Annotated in this window: 25 protein-coding genes; 23 read left to right on the forward strand and 2 right to left on the reverse strand. The window is 74.8% G+C overall.

Going from position 1 to position 26,042, the window contains the following annotated elements:
• Positions 1-116: 116 nt before the first annotated feature.
• The 16 genes from K7G59_RS01495 to K7G59_RS34900 all read left to right on the forward strand — a co-directional run bounded on the left by K7G59_RS01495 (position 117) and on the right by K7G59_RS34900 (position 16,604).
• Positions 117-557 (forward strand): hypothetical protein, encoded by a 441-nt coding sequence (locus K7G59_RS01495; protein ID WP_225829925.1) that lies wholly within the window; start codon positions 117-119, stop codon positions 555-557.
• Positions 554-1,483 carry a hypothetical protein gene (locus K7G59_RS01500; protein ID WP_225829926.1) on the forward strand — a complete coding sequence of 310 codons (930 nt, stop codon included), beginning with the start codon at positions 554-556 and terminating at the stop codon, positions 1,481-1,483. The genes K7G59_RS01495 and K7G59_RS01500 overlap by 4 nt, the downstream gene beginning before the upstream one ends.
• On the forward strand, positions 1,470-2,912 hold the full coding sequence (locus K7G59_RS01505; protein ID WP_225829927.1) for a V-type ATPase 116kDa subunit family protein: 1,443 nt from the start codon (positions 1,470-1,472) through the stop codon (positions 2,910-2,912). The genes K7G59_RS01500 and K7G59_RS01505 overlap by 14 nt, the downstream gene beginning before the upstream one ends.
• On the forward strand, positions 2,897-3,310 hold the full coding sequence (locus K7G59_RS01510; protein ID WP_225829928.1) for an ATP synthase subunit C: 414 nt from the start codon (positions 2,897-2,899) through the stop codon (positions 3,308-3,310). Before K7G59_RS01505 ends, K7G59_RS01510 begins: the two co-directional genes overlap by 16 nt.
• A 2-nt stretch (positions 3,311-3,312) precedes the next feature.
• A complete protein-coding gene (locus K7G59_RS01515; RefSeq protein WP_225830244.1) occupies positions 3,313-3,537 on the forward strand; it encodes a V-type ATP synthase subunit F in 225 nt (74 codons plus the stop codon).
• Positions 3,537-4,046, forward strand: coding sequence for a hypothetical protein (locus K7G59_RS01520; RefSeq protein WP_225829929.1), 510 nt, complete (start codon positions 3,537-3,539; stop codon positions 4,044-4,046). Before K7G59_RS01515 ends, K7G59_RS01520 begins: the two co-directional genes overlap by 1 nt.
• Before the next feature lie 386 nt (positions 4,047-4,432).
• Positions 4,433-6,130: a V-type ATP synthase subunit A gene (locus K7G59_RS01525; RefSeq protein WP_225829930.1), complete on the forward strand. Its 1,698-nt coding sequence runs from the start codon at positions 4,433-4,435 to the stop codon at positions 6,128-6,130.
• The gene (locus K7G59_RS01530; RefSeq protein WP_225829931.1) at positions 6,127-7,521 is read left to right on the forward strand and encodes a V-type ATP synthase subunit B; all 1,395 of its coding nucleotides are present in this window, start codon (positions 6,127-6,129) and stop codon (positions 7,519-7,521) included. Before K7G59_RS01525 ends, K7G59_RS01530 begins: the two co-directional genes overlap by 4 nt.
• On the forward strand, positions 7,518-8,138 hold the full coding sequence (locus K7G59_RS01535; protein ID WP_225829932.1) for a V-type ATP synthase subunit D: 621 nt from the start codon (positions 7,518-7,520) through the stop codon (positions 8,136-8,138). The genes K7G59_RS01530 and K7G59_RS01535 overlap by 4 nt, the downstream gene beginning before the upstream one ends.
• 188 nt (positions 8,139-8,326) lie before the next feature.
• Positions 8,327-9,712, forward strand: coding sequence for a nicotinate phosphoribosyltransferase (locus tag K7G59_RS01540; RefSeq protein WP_225829933.1), 1,386 nt, complete (start codon positions 8,327-8,329; stop codon positions 9,710-9,712).
• Between the two features lie 246 nt (positions 9,713-9,958).
• Positions 9,959-10,840 carry a universal stress protein gene (locus K7G59_RS01545; RefSeq protein WP_225829934.1) on the forward strand — a complete coding sequence of 294 codons (882 nt, stop codon included), beginning with the start codon at positions 9,959-9,961 and terminating at the stop codon, positions 10,838-10,840.
• 48 nt (positions 10,841-10,888) lie between these two features.
• Entirely contained in the window at positions 10,889-11,878 is a 990-nt protein-coding gene (locus K7G59_RS01550) for a nitroreductase (RefSeq protein ID WP_225829935.1), read from the forward strand.
• Positions 11,879-11,898: 20 nt separating this feature from the next.
• Positions 11,899-12,357 (forward strand): CBS domain-containing protein, encoded by a 459-nt coding sequence (locus K7G59_RS01555; RefSeq protein WP_225829936.1) that lies wholly within the window; start codon positions 11,899-11,901, stop codon positions 12,355-12,357.
• Positions 12,347-15,295, forward strand: coding sequence for a cation-transporting P-type ATPase (locus K7G59_RS01560; RefSeq protein WP_225829937.1), 2,949 nt, complete (start codon positions 12,347-12,349; stop codon positions 15,293-15,295). The genes K7G59_RS01555 and K7G59_RS01560 overlap by 11 nt, the downstream gene beginning before the upstream one ends.
• Positions 15,292-15,951 carry a TrkA family potassium uptake protein gene (locus K7G59_RS01565; RefSeq protein ID WP_225829938.1) on the forward strand — a complete coding sequence of 220 codons (660 nt, stop codon included), beginning with the start codon at positions 15,292-15,294 and terminating at the stop codon, positions 15,949-15,951. The genes K7G59_RS01560 and K7G59_RS01565 overlap by 4 nt, the downstream gene beginning before the upstream one ends.
• Positions 15,948-16,604 (forward strand): NAD-binding protein, encoded by a 657-nt coding sequence (locus K7G59_RS34900; protein WP_225829939.1) that lies wholly within the window; start codon positions 15,948-15,950, stop codon positions 16,602-16,604. The genes K7G59_RS01565 and K7G59_RS34900 overlap by 4 nt, the downstream gene beginning before the upstream one ends.
• Here the strand turns inward: K7G59_RS34900 and K7G59_RS01575 are convergent, their stop codons facing one another.
• Positions 16,605-17,048 (reverse strand): universal stress protein, encoded by a 444-nt coding sequence (locus tag K7G59_RS01575; protein WP_225829940.1) that lies wholly within the window; start codon positions 17,046-17,048, stop codon positions 16,605-16,607.
• A gap of 613 nt (positions 17,049-17,661) precedes the next feature.
• Between K7G59_RS01575 and K7G59_RS01580 the strand changes: the two genes are divergently transcribed.
• Positions 17,662-17,877, forward strand: a complete 216-nt coding sequence (locus K7G59_RS01580) for a hypothetical protein (RefSeq protein WP_225829941.1) — start codon at positions 17,662-17,664, stop codon at positions 17,875-17,877.
• Between the two features lie 21 nt (positions 17,878-17,898).
• Here the strand turns inward: K7G59_RS01580 and K7G59_RS01585 are convergent, their stop codons facing one another.
• Positions 17,899-18,774, reverse strand: coding sequence for a universal stress protein (locus K7G59_RS01585; protein WP_225829942.1), 876 nt, complete (start codon positions 18,772-18,774; stop codon positions 17,899-17,901).
• A gap of 639 nt (positions 18,775-19,413) precedes the next feature.
• On the opposite strand from K7G59_RS01585, the gene acsA reads away from it, so the two are divergent.
• From acsA to K7G59_RS01615, 6 genes are all read left to right on the forward strand, one after another.
• Positions 19,414-21,246: an acetate--CoA ligase gene (gene acsA, locus K7G59_RS01590; protein ID WP_225829943.1), complete on the forward strand. Its 1,833-nt coding sequence runs from the start codon at positions 19,414-19,416 to the stop codon at positions 21,244-21,246.
• On the forward strand, positions 21,243-22,277 hold the full coding sequence (gene pdhA, locus K7G59_RS01595; protein ID WP_225829944.1) for a pyruvate dehydrogenase (acetyl-transferring) E1 component subunit alpha: 1,035 nt from the start codon (positions 21,243-21,245) through the stop codon (positions 22,275-22,277). The genes acsA and pdhA overlap by 4 nt, the downstream gene beginning before the upstream one ends.
• Positions 22,274-23,317 carry an alpha-ketoacid dehydrogenase subunit beta gene (locus K7G59_RS01600; protein ID WP_225829945.1) on the forward strand — a complete coding sequence of 348 codons (1,044 nt, stop codon included), beginning with the start codon at positions 22,274-22,276 and terminating at the stop codon, positions 23,315-23,317. The genes pdhA and K7G59_RS01600 overlap by 4 nt, the downstream gene beginning before the upstream one ends.
• A gap of 1 nt (position 23,318) precedes the next feature.
• The gene (locus tag K7G59_RS01605; RefSeq protein WP_225829946.1) at positions 23,319-24,794 is read left to right on the forward strand and encodes a 2-oxo acid dehydrogenase subunit E2; all 1,476 of its coding nucleotides are present in this window, start codon (positions 23,319-23,321) and stop codon (positions 24,792-24,794) included.
• A 5-nt stretch (positions 24,795-24,799) separates the two neighbouring features.
• Positions 24,800-25,075: an acyl carrier protein gene (locus tag K7G59_RS01610; protein WP_225829947.1), complete on the forward strand. Its 276-nt coding sequence runs from the start codon at positions 24,800-24,802 to the stop codon at positions 25,073-25,075.
• Positions 25,076-25,203: 128 nt separating this feature from the next.
• Positions 25,204-26,022 (forward strand): universal stress protein, encoded by an 819-nt coding sequence (locus K7G59_RS01615; RefSeq protein WP_225829948.1) that lies wholly within the window; start codon positions 25,204-25,206, stop codon positions 26,020-26,022.
• The last annotated feature ends 20 nt before the right edge of the window (positions 26,023-26,042 follow it).

Consider the following 26,042-nt stretch of genomic DNA (forward strand, 5'->3'; position numbering starts at 1 on the left):
CCGCCCACGCCAAGAGCCGAACGGCCCTGGTGCGACGGCTCGACGGCCCTATCCGGTGCGTGGCGTGACGGGAACGGTGAAACTGAAGGAGCAGCCGACCGGCAGGAGGCTGGCCGATGAGCCTGCGGGACTTTCTGGAGCGGTTCCGCCGCCCGGCGGGCACGCCGGGTGCGTCCGCCACAGGCGTGCCCGCCGACCGTACGGCGGAGCGGGCCGCCGAACTGGAGCCCGCCCTCGCGCGACTGACGCAGACGCAGCAGGAGGCGGACCGTATCCGGGCCGCCGCGGAAGAGGCGGCCCGGGCCGTCCGCCGGGACGCCGCCCAAGAGGCGGAACGCCTGGTGGCGGGCGCCCGTGAGCGTGCCCCGGAGGTCCGCCGGCAGGCCGCGGAACCCCTCCTGCGCCGGGCGCGGCGCGAGGCGGACGCCCTGCGTGCCGCCGGGGACCGCGCCGCCTCGACGGTCCGGGAGCGGGCCGGGGAGCGTATGCCGGACCTGGTGGAGCGCGCGGTCGCCGACGCCCTGCGGCCGGCACGCGGGCCGGGCGACGCGCCGTGAGCGCCGGCTGGGTCGGCGGTGCGGTGCGGGCCAAGGTCATGGCCGGCCGGTACCCGGGTGCCGACGGGGCACGTGAGATCGCCGCGAGCCCGAGCCTCGACGACGGCCTGCGCCGGCTCGCCACAACGCCGTACGGAAGGTACGCGCGGACCGCGACCGGCCTGCCCGCGGCACAGCGGGCGGTGGCCGCCACCTTGCTGTGGCACCTTCGGGTGCTGGGCGGCTGGCTGCCGCCGGGCGGCGTCCGCCTGCTCGTTCCGCTCGCCGCGGGCTTCGAGATCGCCAACGTCGTCTCCCGGCTGCCCGCTCCGCAGGGCCGCCGTACGGAGGTGCCCGAACCGTACCGGCTCGGGGCGCTGGAGACCGCCTGGCGGCGCCTGGCGCGCGCGGGTACACCCGCGCAGGTGCGGGCGGCCCTCGCCGCCTCGCCCTGGGGTGATCCCGGTGGTGACACGCCGTGGGCCGTGGTCACCGGCATGCGCATGGCCGCCGCACGGCGCACCGCCCTCGCCGTACCGGCCGCCCACCGCTGGGCCCAGGGGCGCGCCGTGCTGCTGACGGCCCGTGAGCTGTTCGTGCACCGGCGCTCGCTGCCGGAGCCCGTACGGCGCGACGCGGCACGTCTGATCGGGACGCGGGCGCCGGCCGCGGCCACGTACGAGGAGTTCCGCGACCGCCTGCCCGCGGCGGCCCGCTGGGTCCTCGCGGACATCGAGGAGCCGGGCGGGTTGTGGCGGGCCGAGGGCCGCTGGTGGCGGACGGTGCAGACGGACGGCGCGGCGCTGCTGCGCGACGGCCGTCACGGGCCTGGCATGGTCGTGGGCGCGGTCGCGGTGCTCTCGGTGGACGCCTGGCGGATGCGGGCCGCGCTCGAGTCGGCGGCACGCGGCGGACGGCCCGTGGAGGTGTTCGATGCCCTGGTCTGAGGCGATGGCGCCCGTCCGGATGCGCCGTGTGGCGGTGGTCGTGCCGCAGGCGGCGCTGCGGGAGGCGCTGGTGCGGATCGCACAGGAGGGCTGCGTGGAGCTGGACCGCGCCGAGGAGGCCGCGCCCGGCCCGGCGGCGGTGCGGCTGCAGCGGCTGCGCGGGGTCGGCGAAGCGGCACAGCCGCTCACTGCCACGAGCGCCGTGCTGGCCGCTGCCGCACCCGACCTGGACCTCCTCGAACGGCAGCGCCGTGTCGGACTGCTGGCGGGCGAGGCCCAGCTGGAGGAGCGCGCGGGCGGCGCGGTACGGCGCGGGGAGGTGGCCGCACTGGCCGGGTGGTGCCCGGCCGGTGAGGTGTCGCGCGTCGCGAGCAGACTCGCGGCGGCCGGTGGCGCGCTGCTGCCCCTGCCGTCCCCTCCCGGCACCGATCCGCCGACGCTGCTGCGGCAGGGCGGTCCGGTCTCCGTCACACCGCTGGTGACGACGTACGGCACTCCGGCCTACGCCGACCTCGACCCCTCGTGGCCGGCGGCCCTCGCCTACGTCGCCATGTTCGGGATCATGTTCGGCGACGTGGGACACGGCGCGCTGCTTCTGCTCGCCGCGCTCGCGCTGCGCCACGGGCGGCCCCGTCGGCTCGCCCGGCTGCGCCGGCTGTGGCCGTTCCTGGCGGGTGCCGGAGCCGCCGCCATGCTCGCGGGCGCCGCCTACGGCGAGTTCTTCGGGCCGACCGGGCTGCTGCCGGTGCTGTGGCTGAGCCCCCTGGACAGCCCCGTCCGTCTGCTGGCCGCCGCGGTGCTCTTCGGGGCGGGCCTGCTCGCCCTCGCGCACGCCGCCGGCACCGTCAACCGGGTACGCGAGGGCGGCTGGGGCACGGGGCTGTACGCGGCGTCCGGCTGCGCCGGGCTGCTGTTCTATCTGGGGCTCGCGTCGGCGGCGGCTGGCCTGCTCCTGCACCGGACGGCCGCGGCCGTCACCGGCGGCGCGCTCGCCGGGGCCGGGCTGGCGCTGATGGCGTACGGCCTGTTCCGGGCCACGGCGGGCGGCGGCGCGGGGCTCGCCGAGACCGCGGTGCGGCTGTTCGACGTCGTCGTGCGCACCGGCACCAACACCCTGTCCTTCGCCCGGCTCGCGGCCTTCGGCCTCACCCACGCGGCGCTCGCCGGCCTGGTGTGGCGCGGCACCGCGGGCCTGGCCGCGCGCGGTGTCCTGGGAGTCGTGGGCGCCGTACTGGTCTTCGCCGTGGGCACGGCCGTCTCGTTCGGCCTGGAGGCACTGGTGGCCGGTGTGCAGGCCCTCCGGCTGGAGTTCTACGAACTGTTCTCCCGGCTCTTCGAGACGCAGGGCCGCCCGTTTCGTCCCTGGCACGTTCCCCCGGCGGAACCTGCCGACCCCGCTGTGAAGGTGATCCCATGCTCACCTGGCTGATCGTGCTGCCGGTCCTGGCCGCGGCGCTCGGTGCCGTGCGGCTGCTGCGTCGGCGCAGGACCCGGCGCGCCTTCCGCTGGCTGCTGGCCACGAACCTCACCCTGCTGGGCGGCGCCTGTGCCGTCCTGGCCACGGCGCTCGCCGGTCCCGCCCAGGCGTCGGCGCAGGCCGCCGCCTCCCAGGGGGCCAACGGGACCGCGCTGATCGCGGCGGCCATCGCGGTGGCCGGGGCGTCGATCGGGGCGGCGATCGCGGTCGCCTACACGGGTGCGGCGGCGCTGGCCGCGCTGAGCGAACGTCCGGAGCTGTTCGGCCGGGCGATCGTCATCGTCGGTCTGGCGGAGGGCATCGCCGTGTACGGGCTGGTGGTCGCCATCCTGCTCATCGGAAAGGCGTGACCATGGGCACGGTGGCCGCCATCGGCGCCCGGACCGGCGTGTGCGGTCTGGCGCTGGCCGGGGTCGACGTCTTCGTCGCGCAGGATCCGGACGCCGTCCGCCGGGCCTGGGCCGCGCTCCCGCGGACGGTCGGCCTGGTGATCCTCACGGCCGAGGCCGCCGAGACGCTGGGCAGCCTGGCGACGGCGCCGGACCCGTCCCGGCCGCTGACGGTGGTGATGCCCTGATGGCGGCGGCCGTGGACGCGCTGGATCCGGTGCGCGCCGAGCTGCTGCGTGCGGCACGGGCCTGCGCCGACGAGGTGCTGGACCGGGCGCGGGCCGACGCGGAGGAGACCCTGCGCGCGGCGCGCGGCAGTGCCGAGGCGTTGCTCGCGCAGGCCCGGGACCTCGGCGCGGCCGACGGTGCCGCCGCGGCCGACCGGGAGCGGGTGCGGGCGGTGCAGGACGCCTGGGCGGTGGAACTCGCCGCTCGTGGCGAGGCGTACGCGCAGCTCAGGGCTGCGGTCCGGGCGGCCGTGCGCCGGGCGCTGACGGAGGGCGCCGTCCCGCGGGCGCGGCTCGCGGCGACCGCACGGTCCCTGCTGGGACCGGATGCGAGGGTGCGGCCCGCCGCCGGAGGCGGGGTGACGGCCGAGGCGCCCGGCCGCCGGGTCGACCTGTCGGCGGACGCGCTCGCCGACCGGGCCCTGGACCGGCTCGGTGCGCGGGCAGAGACGTTGTGGGGGCCGCTGTGACCGGCTCCGGCGGCCCGGCGGCAGCCCGGCCCGGCAGGGAGGTCTCCGGCGACCCACCACCCTCGGGCCACCCCAGCAAAGACATCCCCCACGACCCACCACCCCCGAGCCACCCCAGCAAAGACATCCCCCACGACCCACCACCCCCGAGCCACCCCGGGAAGGGCGTCTTCCGCGGCCCACCGCCCCCGGGCCGCTCCGGCAAGGGTGCCTGCCGTACCCGGATCCCGGCCCCGCCCAGCGACAACGCCTCCGCCGGCCCGACGCCGGCCCAGCACCGTGCGGACGGCTGCGACACCCCGGCCGCAGCCCGTCCCGGCCCCGGGACCCGCCCGCAGCGCACGGACAGGGGCCCGGCGACCGGCCCAGGGGAGGGCGCGGCTCGTGTGCTGCGGGTCGCGGGTCCCCTCGTGGAGATCTTCTGCCCTCCCTCCGTGGCCATGCACGACCTGGTCGTACTGGGCGATGAACGGCTGCCGGGCGAGGTGGTCGCCATCCGCGGCGACACGGCCACCGTCCAGGCGTACGAGTACACCGGCGGGCTGGCTCCCGGACACCCCGCTCAGCCGCAGGGCCACCCCCTGTCGGTGCGCCTAGCCCCGGATCTGCTCGGCGGGGTGTTCGACGGCCTGCTGCGCCCTCTGGACGGCGCGGGCGACCTCCTGCTGAGGACCGGGCCGGGTGCCGCCTGCGATCAGCGGACCTGGCGGTTCACACCGGGCGTGTCCGAGGGCACGCGGGTCACGGCCGGGGACGTCCTCGGTGAGATCGGGGCGGGCGTGCCGCTGCGGCTCCTGGTGCCCGCGGACCTCTCGGGCGAGGTGACCCGGGTCGCGGAGGCGGGCGGGCACACGGCGGACGCCGTGCTCGCCGTGGTCGGCGGGCACGAGGTGCGGATGGCGCAGTCCTGGCCGGTGCGCAGGCCGCGGCCGGTCTCCCGGCGGCTGCCGGCCGACGCGCCGCTGAACACCGGACAGCGGGCCCTCGACCTGCTCTTCCCGGTGGCCCGCGGCAGCACGGTCGCCGTCCCCGGCGGCTTCGGCACCGGCAAGACCGTACTGCTCCAGCAGATCGCCAAGTGGTGCGACGCGGACGTGATCGTCTACGTCGGCTGCGGCGAGCGCGGCAACGAGATGGCGGACGTCATCGAGGAGCTGGCCGAGCTGACCGATCCGAGAACCGGGGGCCGGCTGGCGGAGCGGACCGTGACGATCGCGAACACCTCCAACATGCCGATGATGGCCCGCGAGGCGAGCGTGCACACGGGGGCGACGGTCGCCGAGTACTTCCGCGACATGGGGCTCGACGTCGTCCTGATCGCCGACTCGACCTCGCGCTGGGCGGAGGCACTGCGCGAGTTCGCCTCGCGCATGGGCGAACTCCCCGCCGAGGAGGGCTATCCGGCCGGGCTCGCCTCGCAGCTGGCCGCGTTCTACGAACGGGCCGGCGCCGTGCGCACCCTCGGCGGCGCGACCGGTTCCGTCACCGTGATCGGCGCCGTGTCGCCGCCGGGCGGCGACCGCACCGAGCCGGTCACGGCACACACCGAACGGTTCGTACGGTGCCTGTGGAGCCTGGACCGGGACCTCGCCTACGCACGGCACTACCCCGCCGTGTCCTGGGCGGACTCCTTCTCCCGCGACGTCTCCGCGCTGTCCGCCGCGCACGCGCTGGCCGGTGACGCCGGGTGGGCCGAGCGGCGCGGCCGGGTGGCACGGTTGCTGGCCGAGGCCGACCGGTTGGCCGACCTGGTGGAACTGGTCGGCATCACGGCCCTGCCGCCGCGGGAGCGGATGAGTGTGCTCGCGGGACGTCTGCTGCGCGAGGCGCTGATCCAGCAGAGCGCGCTGTCACCGGCGGACGCCTACAGCGCCCCCGAGAAGACCGCGGCTCTCGTGGCGGCCGTGCTGACGGTGATCGACCGCTGCGTGGAACTGGTGGACGGCGGTGTTCCGGCGGACGCCGTCGAGGCGGTCGACTTCACCCCGCTGCTACGGGCACGCGAGACGGCGGGGCCGGATCGGACCGGGCCGGTGAAGGCGGCCCGCGACGCCGTGCTGGGGCGCCTGCAGGAGGTGGCATGAGCGGGCCCGCGGATGTCGAGTACACGGGCGTACGGGAACTGCGCGGACCGCTCGTCGTCGTCGAAGGGGTGAGCGGGGTCGGCTGGGACGAGTTCGCCACGATCGTCCTGGACTCCGGTGAGCGTCGGCACGGGCTGGTCCTGGAGGTGGACCGGGATCTGGCGGTGGTGCAGGTCCTGCAGGACACCGCCGGCATGGGCCGGACCGGCACCCGCGTCGCCTTCTCCGGCTCACCGCTGCGTGTCCCGGTCGGCACCGGATGGCTGGGGCGGGTGTGCGACGGGCGGGGCGAACCGGCCGACGGCGGGCCTCCGGTGCTGGGCGGCAGCCGTGCGGCGGTCGGCGGCGCACCGATCAACCCCGTGCGCCGGGAGCCGCCGAACGAGCCGGTGCTCACCGGTGTGGGCGCCGTGGACGTGCTCACCACGCTGGTGCGGGGCCAGAAGCTGCCGGTGTTCTCGGTTGCGGGGCTGCCGCACCTGGAGCTGGCGGTGCAGGTCGCCGCTCAGGCGACGTGCGGCGGCGAGCCGTTCGCCGTGGTCTTCGCCGGCATGGGGCTCACGCACGCCGACGCGGCGTTCGTCCGTGACGGGCTGGCGGAGCGCTCGGCCGCGCGGGAACTGGTCCTCTTCCTCAACACCGCCGACGATCCGGTGATCGAACGGCTGCTCACCCCGCGCCTGGGCCTTACGGTGGCCGAGCACCTGGCGTTCACCGAGGGCCGTCACGTCCTGGTGGTGATGACCGACATGACGGCCTATTCGGAGGCGCTGCGCGAGGTGTCCGCCGCGCGCGGCGAGATCCCGGCCCGCCGGGCCTACCCCGGCTACCTCTACAGCGACCTCGCCTCCCTCTACGAACGCTGCGGCAGGATCAGGGGCCGGCCCGGGTCGGTGACCGTGCTGCCGGTGCTGACGATGCCGGCGGGTGACATCACGCACCCCGTGCCGGACCTCACCGGCTACATCACGGAGGGGCAGATCGTGCTGTCCGCCGAGGTGCACGCCGCCGGCACGTACCCGCCCGTCGATCCGCTGGCCTCGCTGTCGCGTCTGATGCGCAAGGGAACCGGAGCGGGACGCACGCGCACGGACCATCCGGCGGTCGCCGCGCAGCTGATCGCCGCACTGGCCCGGTCCCGGCAGGTGCGGGAGCTGGCCGACCTGATCGGGCGGCAGGCGCTCAGCCCGACCGACCTGTGCCACCTGGACCTGGAGGGCGCGTTCCGCAGCCGGTTCCTCGCCCAGGGCACACGGGAGAACCGGCCGCTGGACGCGTCCCTGGAGCGGGCCTGGGAGGTGCTGCTGACCCTGCCGCGCAGCCAGCTCGGCATGCTCCCGGCCGACCTGCTCGACGCCCACCGCCCCTCGCATCAGCAGACGCCGTCGTGAACGGGCACGGGCGCCGGGTACCGCCGGGCCGGGCCGGGCGGCTGCGGCTTCGCCGCGGCCTCGCCACCGCGCTGCGCGGAGCGGACCTGCTGGAACGCAAGCTCCGGCTCCTGCTGGACCATGAGCGCGCCGAGCGACGCGCGGCGCAGGAGGCGGGCCGGGTGTGGCAGGACCGGCTGGCCGAGGCGGATCTCTGGCTGCTGCGCGGGGTACTGCTCGGCGGCGAACGGGCGCTGGCGGAGGCGGTGCCCACGGACCGGGCGGGCGTCGATGTCCGGTGGGCCTCGCTGATGGGCGTGCGCCATCCGGCCGACGTGACCTTGACGGCCCCCGTCCGCTCCCCGGACGAGACGACACCGTCCAACACCGCCTTGGTGCATGCCGACACGGCCTACCGTGCCGCGGTCCGGGCCGCCGCGGAACACGCCGCCCACCGGGCGGCGGCCGAACTGCTCGGCGCCGAGGCCGGACGGACCCGGCAGCGGGTACGTGCCCTGCGCCGGCACTGGATCCCCCGTCTGAGGCGCGAACTCGCCGCCGTGGAACTGACGTTGGAGGAGGCCGAACACGAGGAGGGGGTCCGGCGCCGCTGGGCCGCCGCACGTGGCGCCCGGTGACGGTGCGGCGAGGGGGCACGACGACGAGCCCGGCGCAGCTCGGACCCGCGCGAACCCGAACGCAGGGCAGGACGGCCCGTGCCGCACCTGGGCCGAACAGCCCACGTCCGGGTCCGCAGGCCCCTTTCCTCCCCCGCGTTCAGGGCCAGACTGATGACCGGGGGACGACCACATCCGGCGGCGATCACATGTCCGACGTCACCACCACCGACCTGTACGAAGTGACCATGGCCCTGTCCTACCTCCGGGAGGGCATGCGGGACCCGGCCACTTTCAGCCTCTTCGTCCGCGACCTCCCGCCCGGCCGGGGCTTCCTGGTCGCCGCGGGTCTCGAGCCCGCCCTGGACTTCCTGGCGGACTGCCGCGTCGAACGCGAGGACGTGGAGGAGTTCGCGGACGTCCTGCGCCGTCCCGTGCGGGACCTCGAACCGCTCCTCGGCCTCGCCTTCGAGGGCGAGGTACGCGCGGTGCCGGAGGGCCGTGCGGTGTTCGCCGGTGAGCCGCTGCTGGAGGTGACCGCCCCGCTGCCGCAGGCCCAGCTGGTGGAGACGTACCTGCTGAACCAGGTCTGCCACCAGACGGTGGTGGCGTCCAAGGCGGCGCGCTGTGTCCTGGCCGCGGCCGGACGTGACGTGGTGGACTTCTCGCTGCGCCGCACCCACGGCCCCTGGGCGGGCTTCCAGGCTGCCCGGCTGGGCGCCCTGACGGGTTTCGCGGGCACCAGCAACATCGCCGCGGCCACCGCCCTGGGCATCCCGGCCTCCGGCACCATGGCCCATTCCTACATCGAGGCGTTCCCCGGCGAGGAGGAGGCGTTCCGTGCGTTCGCCCGCTGTCATCCCGGCCCTGTCACCTTCCTCGTGGACACCTACGACACGGTGGCGGGCGTACGGGTCGCGGCCCGGGTGCTGAGGGACCTGGGGCGCGGACCGGGCTGCGCCATCCGCCTGGACAGCGGGGACCTGGACGCGCTGTCGCGGCGGGCGCGCGCCGTGCTGGACGCCGCGGGGGCGGCCGACGTACGGATCATCGCCAGCGGCGGCCTCGACGAGTACCAGGTCGACCGGCTGGTGCGCTCCGGTGCCCCGATCGACGTGTACGCCGTGGGTACGCGGGTCGGGGTGGCCGCGGACGCGCCGTACCTGGACGCCGCGTACAAGCTCGTCGAGTACGCCGGACGGCCTGTGATGAAGCTGTCCGCGGCCAAGGTCACGGCCCCGGGCCGCAAGCAGGTCTTCCGCCGCGCGGGGCGGCCCGACGTGATCGCTCTGTGGCGGGAGGAGCCGCCGGAGGCGGCGTGGCCGCTCCTGCGCACGGTGATGCGCGGCGGGCGGCGCACGGGCCCGCCGGACCGCTGGCAGGACGCCCGCGAGAGGCTGCGTGCGGATCTGGCCGGCCTGCCCGGCCCGGCGCTGCGGATCGAGGACCCGGAACCGGTCGGACCGGTCACGTCCCGGGCGGTTCGGGAACTGGCCGCCACGGTGCGCGAGGACCTCGAGAGCCGGTTCCGCCGGGAATCCGCCGTCGGCCCGAACGGCACCACGGCCTCTGGCTCCGCGCTGGGCCCGCGATGACCGGCCCGGTGGGCCGACGGGTCCGGTGCCGGGACCAATGGCCCCTGGAGTCCCGGCGCACCACGGGCTTCGATGGGATCGGCGGCGCACCTGTGCACGTCCCTGCGCGCCGCGGCGAGGAGGCGAAGACGATGACCGCTCCCGCACCGGCCAGGAAGGCGGAACCGGGTAGGTGGCCCGAGGCGACAGGCACCTCCCCATGGGGATGTGTCCGCGTCACCTCGGCCGGTCGCGGCGGAGGTGGTCATGTCCCGGCCCGGTGACCGAAGGCCGGTCGTGGCGGGCGTCGACCCGGATCCCAGCCTGCGCATGGCGCTCGCCTGGGCGGCCGACGAGGCGGCCCGCCGCCGGCTGCCGCTGCGCGTGGTCCACGCCGAGGGCGTGCCGACGCGCGGCTACCGGAGGCGGGAGGTGCCGCCGTCCTGGGAGGAATGGAACGAGGCGCTGCACAAGGCCGGCGAGCAGGTGCTCGACGAGGCCGTGGACTTCGTCGCGGCCCGGCAGCCCGGGGTCACGGTGGACGCCCTGCTCGCGGAGGGCGACCCGGTGTGGGTGCTGCGCGAGCAGAGCCGCGACGCCACGGCCGTCGTCGTGGGCTCGCGGCACCTGAGCCGGGCTCAGGAGGCGTTCGGCTCCGTGTCGGTCGCCCTGCCCGTCATGGCCCGCGCACACTGCCCGGTGGTGGTCGTACCGGAGCCGGAGCACATCACGCAGGAGCACGCGTACTACGTCGTGGGCGTCGACGGCAGCGAGCGTTCCGCCGCCGCGGTCGACCTGGCCTTCGAGGAGGCGGCGCTGCGCGGTGCCGGGCTGCGCGCCCTGTACGTCTGGGAGCCCGGGCATCTGCGGATCGGCGACGAGCACCAGTCGCAGCAGGAGTGCCGCCGGTTGCTGTCCGAGATCGTGGCCGGCCGCCACGAGCGCTGGCCGGAAGTGGACCTGCGGCACGAACTGGTCGTCGGGCATCCGGTGCAGGCGCTCACCGAGGCCTCGGCCCACGCGCTGGGCCTGGTGGTGGGGACCCGCGGCCATGGAGGCTTCACCGGCATGCTGCTGGGCTCGGTCAGCCAGGGCGTGCTGCAGCACGCCCGCTGCCCCGTTCTCGTGGTTCCGGCGACGTCCGGGTGAACCGCGGGTCGTCACGGGTGAGGCTGAGGGTAAGGAAGGGACGTCACCGTGGCCGCACACGCATTCGACACGAACACCGTCACCGCACTCGTCGGGGACGCCGCAGCAGCACCGTCGCACCACAACGCCCAGCCGTGGGCCTTCCGCTTCCTGTCCGCGGACGGTGTCCTGCGCCTGTACGCCGATATGACGCGCGTCGCGCCACGGACCGACCCGGACACCCGCAACCTGCACATGGGCTGCGGAGCCGCGCTGTTCAACCTGCGCGTGTCCGCCGCGGCGGCGGGACTGGCGCCGGCCGTCCGGCTGCTGCCGGACCCGGCGGATGCGCAGTTGCTCGCCGAGGTGGACCTGCGCGGTACCGGTCCGCTCGATGAGACCCTCGCCCTGCTGCACCCGGCGATCCGCCGCCGTCACTGCAGCCGCAACCCCTTCCGTGAGGAGGACATCCCGACCGCGTTGCAGGGCCGGCTGCGCGACGCGGCCCGTGCCGAGGGCGCCGAGCTGCTCTTCCCCGGGGCCTGGCACCTGCGGTCGCTCCTGGAGCTGGTGCAGGACGCCGAGACCGAGGAGGCGCTTGACCCCGGCGCGCGCGGTGAGGTCGCCCACTGGGCCCGGGCGGAGCCGTCGGGCGAGGCGGACGCGCCGGAGGGGATCCCCGCCGAGGCGTTCGGTCCTCGCCCGCGCTACGGCGGGGGTTTCGTCCGGGACTTCGCCGCCGGGCGCACGGTACCCGGGCGCGTCTCGGCGTCCTTCGAGAAGCACCCGCACATCGCCCTGCTGGGCACCGCCCACGACAGGCCGGCGGACTGGCTGCGCGCGGGTCAGGCGCTGGAGCGGGTCCTGCTGCTGGCCACCACGCACGGGCTGGTCGCCTCGGTGACGTCACAGCCCCTGGAATGGTCGGAGCTGCGGTGGGTGGCCCGCGACCCGCTCTCGGAGATCGCCCATGTGCAGATGGTGCTGCGGCTGGGCTACGGCCCGGAGGGGCACCCGACCCCCCGACGGCCGGTGGCCGAGCTGCTCGAGATCGTCTGAGGCGGAGCGGGAGCAGTCACGTGAAGGTGTCCGAGGTGATGTCCGCTCCGGCGGTGACGGTCGCTCCATGGACCTGCCTCGCGGAGGTGACCCGGCGCATGGCCGAGTCCGCGGTGGGGTCGGTCCTCGTCGTCGAGGACGGGCTGCTGCGGGGCATCGTCACCGACCGCGACATCGCCGTACGCGGGCTGGGCGGTGGCCTGGACCGGGAGGCACGGGTGGAGGCGGTCATGTCGACGGGCGTGATCACGGTCGACGCCGACGACGACCTCCAGGCGGCCTACCGGACGTTCCGCCGCACCGGGGTGCGCCGCCTTCCCGTCCTGGAGGGCCGGCGGGTGGCCGGTGTGCTCACGATCGACGACCTGCTCCTCGACGTCTTCCGGCGGCTGGCCGACCTGCTGGGACCCGTGGCCTGGAGCGTGCTGCAGGAGCCGCCCGGTCCTCCTTCCGCGCACGGGGCCCCGTATGAGCCCTGAGCGGGCCCGGCGACCGGCGAGCCTGTCCGACACATCCGGTACGTCCGATGCCTCCGATGCCTCCGGTACATCCGGCGCGTCCGGCGCGTCCGGTACGACCCCACCCTGGGAGAACGGCTCGCCGGCTGCCGCACTACGCGGGGACGGCCCGCCGACGGCCGTCGCAAGGACGGCGAACGGTGCGCCCGGGGACCGGCCGGCCGTCCCCTCCCTGCCGGCGGGGGACGTGTTCGCCGCCCTGGGCAGCCGTCCGCGCGGTCTGACACCGGCCGAGGCGTCCGCCCGGCTGGCCCGCCACGGCCCCAACGAGCTGCCCGGCGCGGGCCGCGGGCAGGCGGGGCGGCGGCTGCTCGCGCAGTTCACCGACCTCTTCGCGGTGACGCTGCTCGTCGCCTCCGCGACCACCTTCCTCGCCTACGTACTGGGACGCCCGCGGGACCCGGCCACGCTTCAGCTGGCCGTCGCGATCCTCGGCGTGGTGCTGCTGAACGCGGGCATCGGTTTCGCGCAGGAGTACTCCGCCGAGCGCACGGCCCAGTCCCTGCAGGCGATGGTGCCGCACACCTGCCGCGTACTGCGGGACGGCCGGCCCCAGGAACTGCCCGCCCGGGAACTGGTACCGGGCGATGTGGTGGTCCTGGAGGCCGGGGACGCGGTGCCCGCCGACTGCCGGCTGGTCGGGGCGCAGGACATCGCCGTCAACAACGCGCCGCTCACCGGTGAGAGCGATGCCGTCGGGCGCATTGCCGGACCCGCACCGCCCGGGCCGTTGCTGGAGGCGCGCAACTGTGTGTTCATGGGCACCGATCTGGTCGCGGGCACCGGCAAGGCCGTCGTGTTCGCCACGGGGACGGCCACCGAGTTCGGGCGTATCTTCCGGCTCACCGCCGCGGCACCGCGGCAGCAGACCCCGTTGCAGCGCGAGGTCGCCGTCATGGCCCGCCGGGTGGCGGGCGTCGCACTGGCGACGGGTGCCGTGGTGTTCGCGGTGCGGGTGCCCGGCGGTCAGCCGTTCGTCGCCACGTTCGTGTTCGCGCTCGGGGTGATGGTGGCGCTCGTGCCGGAGGGCCTGCCCGCGACACTCTCGGTGTCGCTGGCGATCGGCGTGCGCCGCATGGCCCGCCGGCACGCGCTCGTCAAGCAGCTGCTCGCGGTGGAGGCCCTGGGGTCGACCAGCGTGGTGTGCACGGACAAGACGGGCACGCTCACGCAGGCCGAGATGACCGTCGTACAGCTGTGGGCGGACGGTGTGTCGCACACCGTGACGGGGGTGGGCTACGCGCCGGCCGGCGAGGTCGCCGACGCGCGGCCGGTGCGGGAACTGCTGCGGGCGGCGGCCCTGTGCAGCAACGCCCGGCTGGTGCCGCCGGCCGGGCGCGAGGGGTGGCGGGTGCTCGGCGACACCACCGAGGGGGCCCTGTTGGTGGCCGCCGAGAAGGCCGGCGTGGATCCGGCGACGGAGGAGGCCCGCACGCCGCGGGTGTCGGAACACCCCTTCGACTCCGTCCGCAAGCTGATGAGCACCGTGCACCTGGACGAGGACGGCACCTATCTCGCGTACGTCAAGGGCGCGCCGCTGGAGCTGCTGTCCCGGTGCGCCGCCGTCGACCGGGGCGGCACCCGGGAACCGTTGACGGACGCCGCCCGCGCCCAGGTGGCCGCGGCGTCGGACGGCATGGCCGGGCAGGGCCTGCGGGTGCTGGCGGTGGCCCGGCGGCGGGTCGCCGGGCCTCGGCCGCCGCTCCAGGACGTCGAGTCGGGGCTGACCCTGCTCGGGCTCGCCGCGATGTACGACCCGCCGCGCCCGGAGGTGCGGGACGCGGTGCAGGCGTGCCGACGGGCCGGTATCCGTATCGTCATGGTCACCGGCGACCACCCGCTGACCGCGGAGGCCGTCGCCCGCCGCGTCGGCATCGTCCGCGGTCCGGACCCGGCCGTGGTGACGGGCGCGCAGCTGGACGCGCTGGACGACGCCGGGCTGGACGCGCTGCTGACGGACTCCGCCGAGCTGCTGCTGTGCCGGGTCAGTCCCGAGCACAAGATGCGGGTGGTGACGGCGCTGCAGCAGCGGGGCGAGGTCGTCGCCGTCACCGGGGACGGCGCCAACGACGCGCCCGCCCTCAAACACGCGGACATCGGCGTCGCCATGGGCGCCACCGGCACCGATGTCGCCCGGGAGGCGGCGGTGATGGTGCTGCTCGACGACTCCTTCGCCTCCATCACCACGGCGGTGGGCCTGGGCCGTTCGGTCTACCGCAACATCCGCAAGTTCCTGATCTACCTGTTCAGCCACAACATCGCCGAACTCGCGCCGATCCTGGCCGCCACGTTCGCCGGGTTCCCGCTGGTGCCGATCACCGCCGTGCAGGTCCTCGCCATCGACCTCGGCTCGGACGTGCTGCCCGCGCTGGCGCTCGGCGCCGAGCCGATGGAGCCCGACGTCATGGACAGCCCGCCACGACCGCGCCGGGAACGGCTGTTCTCCGCCGGGGTCATGGGCAGGATCCTCTTCCTGGGCGGCATCCAGGCCGTCGGCGTGTGCACCGTCTTCTTCTGGCACATCCACGCCTCCGGCATCCCCTACGCGGACTTCACCAAGGACACTCCCGCCTACCGGGAGGCGATCACCATGGTCCAGGCCGGCATCGTCGTCAGCCAGTTCTTCAACGCGCTCGCGGTGCGCACCGACCGGCAGAGCGTCCTGCGGGCCGGCCTGCTGACCAACCCCTGGCTGCTGGCCGCGGGCTGCTTCGGCATCGCGCTCATGGCCGCCATCAGTTACGCGCCGCCGCTGCAGGCGCTCTTTCGCACCGCGCCGCTGACCGCGTCCGACTGGGCGGTGCTGGCCGCGTTCGGGGCGCTGCTGCTGGCCGCCGAGGAAACGCGCAAGTGGGTGCTGCGGCACCGCGGGCCGGCGTCGGAGGAAGGAACCCGATGAGAGTGATCATCGTGGGCTGTGGGCGCGTCGGTGCGACCCTCGCCGCCCAGCTCGTCACCGAGGGCCACGACGTACGGCTCGTCGACCGCCGGCCGGTGGCACGCAGGCTGCTGCCGCCGGGCTTTCCGGGCGACTTCCTGGTGGGCAACGGCTTCAGCCGTTCCGTGCTGGAGGCGGCCGGAATCGTCCACGCGGATGCGTTCGTCGCGGTCACCTCCGGGGACAACAGCAACATCGTCAGCGCCCGGACCGCCAAGGAGACGTACCGGGTCCCGATCGTCCTCGCCCGCATCCACGATCCGCGGCGCACCGACATCTACCAGGAACTCGGCATCCCTGCGGTCTCCAGCGTGCGCTGGGCCGTCAACCGCATCCACCAGATGCTTCTGCACCGCCACCTCACCCCGGAACTCGTCTTCGGCAACGGCGAGACCCTCCTGGTCCGCTCCCGCCTGCCCGCCTACCTCTCCGGACGGCAGCTGGCCGAGTTCGACGTCGACGGGGAGATCCGCGTCGTGGAGATCACCCGGGCCGGGCGCTCGCTGCTGCCCGCCCACGGTCTTCCGGCAGAGCCCGGGGACCTGGTCACCTTCGCCGTCGCCGCGACCGCGCTGGGCCGGTTGCGCGGCTTCCTCGACAAGGAGCTGGGAACGTGAAGGTCCTCATCGCGGGCGCGGGCCGCCTCGGCACCCAGATCGCCCAGGTGCTCGCCGCCGCCCGCAACGTCGTCACCCTCGTCGAGTACGACGACAACCGCGTGGCCGAACTCCAGGGCCTGCCCCATGTGCGCCTGCTGGCCGGGGACGCCTGCGATGCGGGGCTGCTGGAGCGTGCGGGAGCCCTCACCTGCGACCTGGTCATCTCCGCCACCGGCCGGGACGAGGACAACCTCGTCATCAGCCTGCTGGCCAAACGCCGGTTCGGTGTGGGCCGAGTGGCCGCGCGCGTCAACGACGCGGAGAACGCCTGGCTCTTCGACCAGCGCTGGGGGGTGGACGTCGCGGTACCGTCGGCCACCCCGCTGATCTCCCTGATCGAGGAGGCCACCGGCGCCACGGACACGGTGGCGCTGCTGCGGCTGAGCAAGGCCGGCGTCGAGGTCATGGAGACCGCGATCACCGAGCGGTCCCGGGCGGCGGGGCGCACCCTGGGCGAGATCACGCTGCCCGCCGGTACCGTCGTGGCCACCGTCGTACGTGACGGACGTCCGACGGTCCCCGCTCCCGGGGTAAGGCTGCTGCCGGGCGACGAACTCCTGCTCGTGTCGCACGAGGCCACCGAGCAGGAGATCCACGCGGCCTTCCAGTAGTCACCGGTCTTCCGGGCGCACGATCACGACCGGGCAGTCGGCGTGCTGCGACACGTGCTGGCTCACGGAGCCGAGCAGGGCGCGGGCGAACCCGCCCCTCCCCCGGCAGCCGACGACCAGGGCCTCGGCTCCCTGCGCGGCCCGCAGCAGGACGTCGGCGGGGTTGCCGTGCACCACGTGGGTCCGGACCGAGCCGGCCGCGTCGGCGCCGAGCACGTCGGTCAGTTCCCGCTGCAGCTGCTGCCGGGTCTCGTCCAGGTCCATGTCCATGTCCACGGCGGGCGCCGACCAGGCGTACATACCCGGCAGCTCCCACACGGCGATCGCCTCCACGACGCCGCCGACGAGGCCGGCGTACCGCACCGCCCAGCGCAGGGCGTCGTACGAGGACGGCGACCCGTCGAGGCCGACCACGACCCGCGGCTCGGAGACATCACTGTCCATGCCTTCCACCTCCACTCCTCCACGCTGCGTGACGCATCGCCACCGCGCCAGAGAAGAGCATCCGGGGGCATGACGGACGGTGCTCTCGCCGGCACTCCGTCAGCACCGGTAGCCCCTCACCCGGTCCGGCCCGACGCGTTCCCTCCGCGGGTCCGGCGGTCGAGGCAGCGGCGGTCGGGGGGCCTGCCGACGGCCCGCCGGGCGCCCAGGACGACGGCCGCACCGCCGCACCCGGCGGCGGCCCGGCGATGTCCCCGCGGGGATGCACGACACCGTGGCGGTGGCCCCTTGGCGAAGTTGCCGGGCGTGCCCGTAGCCCCGTACGCGGCGTGTCCGGCACCCCCTGCCGGCCGGGCAGACACGATGTCCTCATGGCACGGCCCTCCGCTGTCGCATCGTCGGTGCGGTGTGCCGTACCACAGTCGCCCGTGACGGACCGGCCGGGCAGGGGTCCCACGGTCCCCGCGCGTGCCGTTCGGCCCCACCGGGCGGGGCTGCACCGGAGCGATGCCGGGACGCGCCGACAGACGTCGGGGCCTTGCGCGCGACGCGATGAGGAGGGCGGGGGACGATGAAGGGGGCGGGGGACGCCGAGGAGGGACGAGGAGGGACGATGAGCAGACGCACCCGTCGCGACCCACGAGCCGGCCGCGGCCGTTGCGGCGCCCGGCTGCCGTCGCGCGGCACCGCGCGCGTCCAGGGCGCACGGCCGACGACGCCCGGCTCCGTGCGCCGTAACGGGCGAGGCGCGGGCGGCGACTGGCTGCTGCTGCCCGACCGCACCTGGCGGCGCGTCGAAACGATCCGGGTGCCAAGTCTGTTCGGCTGAGTGGAGCGCTGGGTGGAGCGCTCACGCCCTCTGCGGCACGACCGCGACCGGGCACGCGGCATGGTGCAGCACCGTGTGGCTCACGCGGCCGAGCTGCAGCCCGAGGTGGCCCGCCCTGCGGCGCGCCCCGAGGATCACGAGGTCGGCGGCGGCCGACCGGTCCGTGAGGGCCCTGCCCGCAGGACCTTCAAGGGCCGCGGGGCGCACGCGGACGTGCGGATGCTCGGCGGTCGCGGCCTTGAGCAGCGCGTCGAGAAGGGCGGAGGCCCGCTCCTCGTGCGCGTCCGCCGGTTCCTCGGCCGGTGTCCCCTCGCCGCTCCTGTCGAGCGCGGGCCTGCGCCAGGCGCGGACCACGTCCAGGGTGCATCCGCGCGCCTCGGCCTCGCGGAAGGCGAACCGGACCGCCTCGGCGCACGTGTCGGCCTCCCCCAGGCCGAGCAGGATCCGCTCGTGCGTGCCGGCCAGGCCCGCCCGGTCGCCCCGGACCACCACGACCGGGCAGTGCGCCCGGCCCGCCACGGCCAGACCGACCGAACCGAGCAGCAGGCCCTTGAGCCGGCTCCGGCCACGGGACCCTGTCACCAGCGCGAAGGCGTCGTCGCCCGCGCGCACCAGGGCGTCGACCGCGTCCTGCGGGACGATGTCCGTACTGATCTTCACGTCGGGATTGCGCCGTTCGGCGCGTTCGGCGGCGGAGGCCACGATGTGTTCCGCCAGTACGTGTTCGCGCGGGCGCTCGCGGCCCAGCGACGGGAGTCCCTCCTCGTAGCGCTCCCAGAGGGAGGAGTGGACCAGCCTCAGCGGACAACCGTGGCGGACGGCTTCGTCCACGGCCCAGTCGACCGCGAGCAGGGCCGGGTCCGATCCGTCGACGCCCACCACCACAGGAAGCGTCATCTTCCCCACCGCCTTTCATGGGGGCCGCCACCTCGCGCGGCGCACGGGGACTGAACTTCACCGTCGCACGCGGCAGCCGCGGTCGCGAGGGCGCGTGACCCCGGGCCGCGGGAGGTCCGGCCGGGCGCCGGGGCAGGAGGTACGTGTGGCCCTCACGGCGGCCTGGAGAAGTCGGCGCGGAGGCGGCCCGGAACGGGAGCGGACGCCTGGTCCACGCGCGCATCGGCCGCCGGTCCGCACAGCCGCCCCGCCGCTGCCTCGATGCGGTCACCGCGGGCGGATGCGCCAGATCGGAGCGGAGTCCGGCGTGTCCGTCGGTGACGAGCCAGGCGTCCCGTGGGCCCTCAAGTGGCTCCGCCCCGGGGCCGGCTGTCGAACGCGACACGGTGACGGCCGTGCGCGACCGGCGGACCGGCCGGTGCGAACCGCGCGGACGCCACGGCGCCCGCACCCGGCAGCGTAAGCCGGAGCCGAGTCGGCATGCCTGTCGCCTCCAGGGGCCGTGCCGCGGTCGTCGTCCCGGGCGAGCGGTGAGCACGGACCCGAGCCGTCCGGCCGTATACGGGGGCCGTTCGACCCAGTGCGGGCGGGCGGGGCGCGGCGGATGGTCGAAGAAGGCCCGGAGGAAGGAGGGTCCGCATGCGGTGGGAGACCATCCGGAAGGACACCCCGCTTCGAGTCGCCCCGAATCTGCGCGACTACGACCAGGAGTGTGCGGGCTTCGCGTGGACACGGGCCCGGGGCAGGCTGCAGGGGCTGCCCGGGGGGCGGGGCCTGAACATCGCGCACGAGGCGGTGGACCGGCACGCGGCGTCGGACCGTGCGACGAGGGTCGCGCTGCGCTGTGTCGGGCGGGACGACTCCGTCACCTGTGTGACCTACGAGGAGCTGGCCCGTTCGACGGCACGGTTCGCCAACGTGCTCCGCGGCCTCGGCATCGGTCACGGCGACCGGGTGGTGACGCTGCTGGGACGGTGCCCCGAGCTGTACACCGTGGTCCTCGGCACACTGAAGAACGCCAGCGTCCTGTGCCCGCTGTTCTCCGCCTTCGGCCCGGATCCGGTCGCCCAACGCGTGACACTGAGCGACGCGCAGGTCCTGGTCACCACGGCGGATCTGTACCGCCGGAAGGTCGCCGGGCTGCGCAGCAGGCTCGCCTCGGTGCGCCATGTGCTGATCGTCGGTGAGGGTGCGGAGGAACTGCCCGGCACCGTGTCCCTCGCCGCGCTGATGGCCGACGCGGCCGACGGCTTCACCATTCCGCCGACCTCGCCCCACGACATGGCCCTGCTGCACTTCACGAGCGGTACCACGGGCACCCCCAAGGGCGCGGTACATGTGCACGAGGCAGCCGTCGCGCACTACATGACCGCGCTGTACGCCCTCGACCTGCACCCGGAGGACGTGTTCTGGTGCACCGCCGACCCGGGTTGGGTCACCGGCATGTCCTACGGGATCGTGGCACCGCTCATGCACGGCGTGTCGGTCGTCGTGGACGAGGGCGACTACGACGCCCGCCGCTGGTACCGGATCCTCGCCGAGCAGCGGGTGAACGTCTGGTACACCGCGCCGACCGCCCTGCGCATGCTGATGCGGACGACGCCGAGGACCGGGCCGTACGACCTGCCCCGCTCGTTCGACCTGGGCGCGCTGCGGTTCGTCGCGTCGGTCGGCGAACCCCTGAACCCGGAGGCCGTGGTGTGGGGGCGGGACGTGCTCGGCCTGCCGGTGCACGACAACTGGTGGCAGACGGAGACCGGCGCCATCATGATCGCCAACTTCGCCGCCTGCGACATCCGCCCCGGCTCGATGGGGCGTCCGCTGCCCGGCGTGGAGGCGGCGGTGCTGCGGCGCGGCGAGGACGGACGCGCCGAGGTCGCCGACGGGCAGGTCACCGTGGAGCGGGAGCCGGATGTCGAGGGCGAGCTGGCGCTGCGGCCGGGCTGGCCGTCGATGTTCCGCGGCTATCTGCACGACGAGCCACGCACCGCGGCGGCCTTCGCGGACGGCTGGTACCTCACCGGTGACCTGGTGCGGCGCGACGCGGACGGCTGGTACTGGTTCGTCGGGCGCGCCGACGACGTCATCAAGTCGGCGGGACACCTCATCGGGCCGTTCGAGGTGGAGAGCGCCCTGATGGAGCATCCGGCGGTCGCCGAGGCGGGGGTCATCGGCCGGCCGGACCCCGTCGCCGGGAACATCGTCAAGGCGTTCGTCGCGCTGCGGCCGGGATTCGACGCGACCTCCACGACCCGGCAGGACCTGCTGGCCTTCGCCAGGCACCGGCTGGGCCCGGCCGTCGCGCCCCGCGAGATCGCCTTCGACCAGCACCTGCCGCACACCCGCAGCGGCAAGGTCATGCGTCGCCTGCTGCGGGCCCGGGAACTCGGCCTGCCCGAGGGCGACACATCCACCCTGGAGGACACCACCCCGGAGACCTCCTCCCTGGTGAGGACGGAGCGGTCCGTATGAGCACCACCCGCACTCCGCGCACCCCGCACACCCCGCGCTCCGCCACCCGGCCGACCCGTGAGGCCGCGCACCGTCTGGCCCTGCTGGAGTCGATGCTGCGCGTGCGCCGGTTCGAGGAACGCTGTGTGGAGCTGTACAGCGCGGCACGCATCCGGGGTTTCATGCACCTGTACATCGGCGAGGAGGCCGTGGCCGTCGGCGTCAACGAGGCGCTCACGGACGACGACGCGGTCGTGTCGACGTACCGCGAACACGGGCACGCCCTCGCCCGGGGCGTCCCGGCCGACGCGATCATGGCGGAGATGTTCGGCAAGGTCACCGGCTGCAGCCGGGGCCGGGGCGGCTCGATGCACCTGTTCGACACCGGTCGCCGTTTCTACGGCGGCAACGCGATCGTCGGCGGCGGGCTGCCCCTCGCGGCCGGCCTCGCCCTCGCCGACCGCATGACCGGCCGCAACCGTGTCACCTGTTGTTTCTTCGGTGACGGCGCGTTCGCCGAGGGCGAGTTCCACGAGACCGCCAACCTCGCCGCGCTCTGGCAACTGCCCCTGCTGCTGATCTGCGAGAACAACCTGTACGCGATGGGCACGGCCCTGGCCCGGCACCAGGCCCAGACCGACCTCGCGCTGCGGGCGGCCGGGTACGGCATGGTCTCCTGGGCCGTCGACGGCATGGACGTCGTCGCTGTCGAGGGCGCCGCCCGGCGGGCGGTCGAAGGGGTGCGTGGCGGGACCGGACCGCACTTCCTGGAGATGCGCACGTACCGCTTCCGTGCCCACTCCATGTACGACTCCGACCGTTACCGCGACAAGGCCGAGATCGAGCACTGGAAGGAGCGCGACCCGGTCGAAGGCCTCGCCCGGCGGCTGCGGGAGGAGAAGGAGCTGAACGACAGGGCCCGCACCGCCCTGGAGGACCGTCTGGCCGCCGAGCTGGACGCCGCCGTCGAAGCCGCCGATCAGGCTCCCGAGGAGCCGGTCGAGGATCTGCTGAAGTACGTCACCAGCCCGGCGGAGGCGAGCCGGCCATGAACACGATCCACGCCCGTGACGCCGGACCCGCAGCAGGGCCCGCCACCGCGTCCGACCGCAAGACGACCTACCGTGAGGCGATGCGCGAGGCGATGCGCGAGGCACTGCGCACCGACGAGCGGGTGTTTCTGATGGGCGAGGACGTGGGCCGGTACGGCGGCTGCTTCGGTGTCAGCCTGGGCCTGCTGGAGGAGTTCGGGCCGGAGCGGGTCCGCGACGCCCCGCTGTCGGAGTCCGCGTTCGTCGGTGCCGGGATCGGCGCCGCGCTGGCGGGCATGCGGCCGATCGTCGAGATCATGACCGTCAACTTCAGCCTGCTGGCCATGGACCAGATCCTCAACAACGCGGCGACCCTGCTGCACATGTCGGGCGGTCAGCTGCCGGTGCCGGTCGTGATCCGGATGACCACGGGTGCGGGCCGGCAGCTGGCGGCCCAGCACTCGCACAGCCTGGAGTGCTGGTACGCGCACATCCCCGGCCTGCGGGTGCTGGCCCCGGCGACCCTCACCGACGCCCGGTACATGCTGGCCCCCGCGCTCGCCGACCCCGACCCCGTACTGATCTTCGAGCACGGCAGCCTGTACAACGTCTCGGGGGACCTGCCCGCCGACGCGGGGCCGGTCGACATCGACCACGCCAGTGTCCGGCGTCCCGGCACGGACGTCTCCCTGATCACCTACGGCGGCTCGCTGCCCAAGGCGCTGGCCGCCGCCGACGACCTCGCGAACGGGGGCATCAGCGCCGAGGTCGTCGACCTGCGCACCCTGCGCCCGCTGGACGACGCCGTCATCGGCGGCTCGGTCGCGCGCACCCACCGTGCCGTCGTCGTCGACGAGGGCTGGCGCACCGGCAGCCTTGCCGCGGAGGTCTCCGCCCGTCTCACCGAACAGCACTTCTACGACCTCGACGCGCCCGTCGAGCGGGTGTGCAGCGCCGAGGTGCCCATGCCGTACGCGCGCAGGCTGGAGGAGTCCGCGCTGCCCCAGGTCGACGGGATCGTCGCAGCCGCGCGCCGTGCGGTCGGCGGAGGGCCGGGCTGAGATGGCCGCGTTCACCATGCCCTCCCTCGGCGCGGACATGGACGCGGGGGTGCTTCAGGAGTGGCTCGTGAGCCCCGGTGACCGGGTGCGCAGGGGCGACGTCGTGGCGGTCGTGGAGACCGGCAAGGCGGCCGTCGAGGTCGAGTGCTTCCAGTCCGGGACGGTGGGGCAGTTGCTCGTCCCGCCGGGCACCCGGGTGCCGGTGGGGACACCGCTCGCGACGATCGAGGAGAAGAGCGAAGGAGAGGGCCTGGGAGGCGAGGAAGGCGAGGAAGGCGAGGCAAGCGAGGGCAAGGATGAGGGCGAGCCCGAAGGAAAGGCCGGGAGTCAGAGCGCTCCCCCACCGACGACAGAACGCCGGGAACCCCGGCGGAAGCCGGTCCTCGAGCCCGAGCCCGTCCGGGAAGCCGAGCCGGTCCAGGCGCCCGAGCCCCTCCAGGAACCCGAGCCCCTCGAGGAACCCGAGCCCCTCGAGGAGCCGGTGCACCCGGAACCCGTCGGGGCCGGACCGCTCGTGCGGCGCCTGGCGGCGGATCGGGGCGTCGACCTGACGGCCCTGCACGGCACCGGTCCCGGAGGGCGGATCACCCGTGCCGATGTGGAGCATGCTCCGCCGCCGCACGGGGCCAGGGTGCGGGCCACCCCGTACGCACGGCGGCTCGCCCATGACCTGGGCATCGACCTGACGGCCGTACGGGGCACCGGTGACCGCGGAGCCGTACGGGCGGCGGACGTGCACCTGGCCGTGCGCGCACGCGCGGGGGAACGGGAAGCCGAGCCGCCGGCTCAGGACCTGCGGGGCCGCGAGCAGCGGACGGACACCATGCGCCGTACCATCGCCGACCTCATGAGCCGCTCCAAGCGGGAGATCCCGCACTATTACCTGTCCACCACGATCGACCTCTCGGCGGCCGAGGACTGGCTGCGCCGGATCAACCACGCCCGGCAGCCCGCCGACCGCCTCGTCCCCGCGGCGCTGCTGCTGAAGGCCGCTGCGACGGCGGCACGCGAGGTGGCCGGCCTCAACGGCTACTGGCAGGACGGCGGATTCGTCCCCGGTGCCGAGGTCAACCTGGGTGTCGCGGTGTCGCTGCGGCAGGGCGGGCTGCTGGCGCCGGTCATCCGCCGCGCCGACACCCTGCCACCGGACGCCCTCATGACCACCCTCAGGGATGTGGTCCAGCGCGCCCGCCGGGGACGGCTGCGCGGCAGCGAGACGACCGGCGCCACCCTGACCGTCACCAACCTGGGCGACCAGGGTGTGGAAAGCGTGTTCGGGGTCATCCATCCGCCCCAGGTGGCCCTGGTCGGCTTCGGCGCCGTCGTCGAGCGGCCGTGGGCCGCGGACGGCATGCTGGGCGTACGTCCGGTGGTGACGGCGACGCTGTCCGCCGACCACCGCGCCACGGACGGTGCCGTAGGGGCGCGCTACCTCACGGCCGTCGACCGGCTGCTGCAGAAACCCGAGGAGTTGTGAGCCGGATGAAGCCCCTGGACGACGCGGAGGCCATGGACGTGGTCAAGGAGTCGATCACCCGGATCATCCCCGACGCGGACCTCGCTTCGGTCGGACCGGACGACAGGATCCGTGACGTGCTGGAACTGGACTCGCTGGATTTCCTCACCCTGGTGGAGCTGCTGTCCGAACGCACGGGGATCCGTATCGACGAGGAGGACTACCCGGAGCTGACGACGCTGTCCGGTGCCACGCGGTTCCTGGTGGAGAGGTCGCGGGACCGCTCGGACCCGGCGAAGTGACTCCCCCGGAGCAGGTGGGGCGGACACCCACGTCGCGTGGCGGCGGCCGACGCCCCGTAAGAAGCTGGACCTGACGGCGGGCGAGTCGGATCGGGTGGGGATTGCCGGTACGAGAGGAGACAGGGGCGGTGACGATTCCCCTGGTGGTCGGCGTCGACGGATCGGAAGCGAGCCTGGAGGCGGTCGACTGGGCCGCCGACGAGGCGGTCCGGCACGGGGTGGCGCTGCACCTCCTGCACGCGGCGGGCGGCGACCGCGAGAGCTCCGCCGTGATCAGCGCCGCCTCCGCACGCGCCGCCAGGGGCGCTCCCTCGGTGCGGCTGTCGAGCGAGGTGGTCCACGAGGACGCGGCCTCCGCCCTCGTCGACAAGGGGCGCAACGCCTTCGCGCTGGTCCTCGGGTCCCGAGGGCTCGGAGACCTCACCGAGATGCTCCTGGGCTCGGTCAGCCTCGCGGTGGCGGCACGGGCCGACTGCCCGGTCGTCGTGGTCCGCGGCGCGCCCGAGCACCGGGCTGCCCGGTACGGGACGGTCATCGTCGGTGTCGAGGACGAGAAGAGCAGCGGCACGGCCCTGCGGTTCGCGTTCCGCGAGGCCCAGGCGCGGCGGTGCCGTCTGGTGGCGGTGCACGCCTGGATCGCACCGTTCGGTGCCTGCACGACCCCGCAGGCCCCGTCATGGCCCCTGGAGGCCCACAAGCGCCCGCCGGCGCAGGTCCTCGACGACGCCCTGCGCGGCCTGCCGGAGCGGTACCGCGACACCACGGTGCAGCGGAGCCTGATCGAGGCGCCGGCACGCCGGGCACTGCTCGAGGCCGCGTCGGAGGCGGATCTTCTGGTGGTCGGCGCCCCACCCCGTCTGGTGCGTCAGGGGCTGCAGCTCGGCCTGATCAGTCACGCGCTGCTGCATCACGCGCCGTGCCCCATCGCGGTCGTGCCCCAGGTGTGACCGCGGACCTGGGGTGACCG

The sequence above is a fragment of the Streptomyces sp. NK08204 genome (assembly GCF_020400585.1).
Taxonomy (GTDB): Bacteria; Actinomycetota; Actinomycetes; order Streptomycetales; family Streptomycetaceae; genus Streptomyces.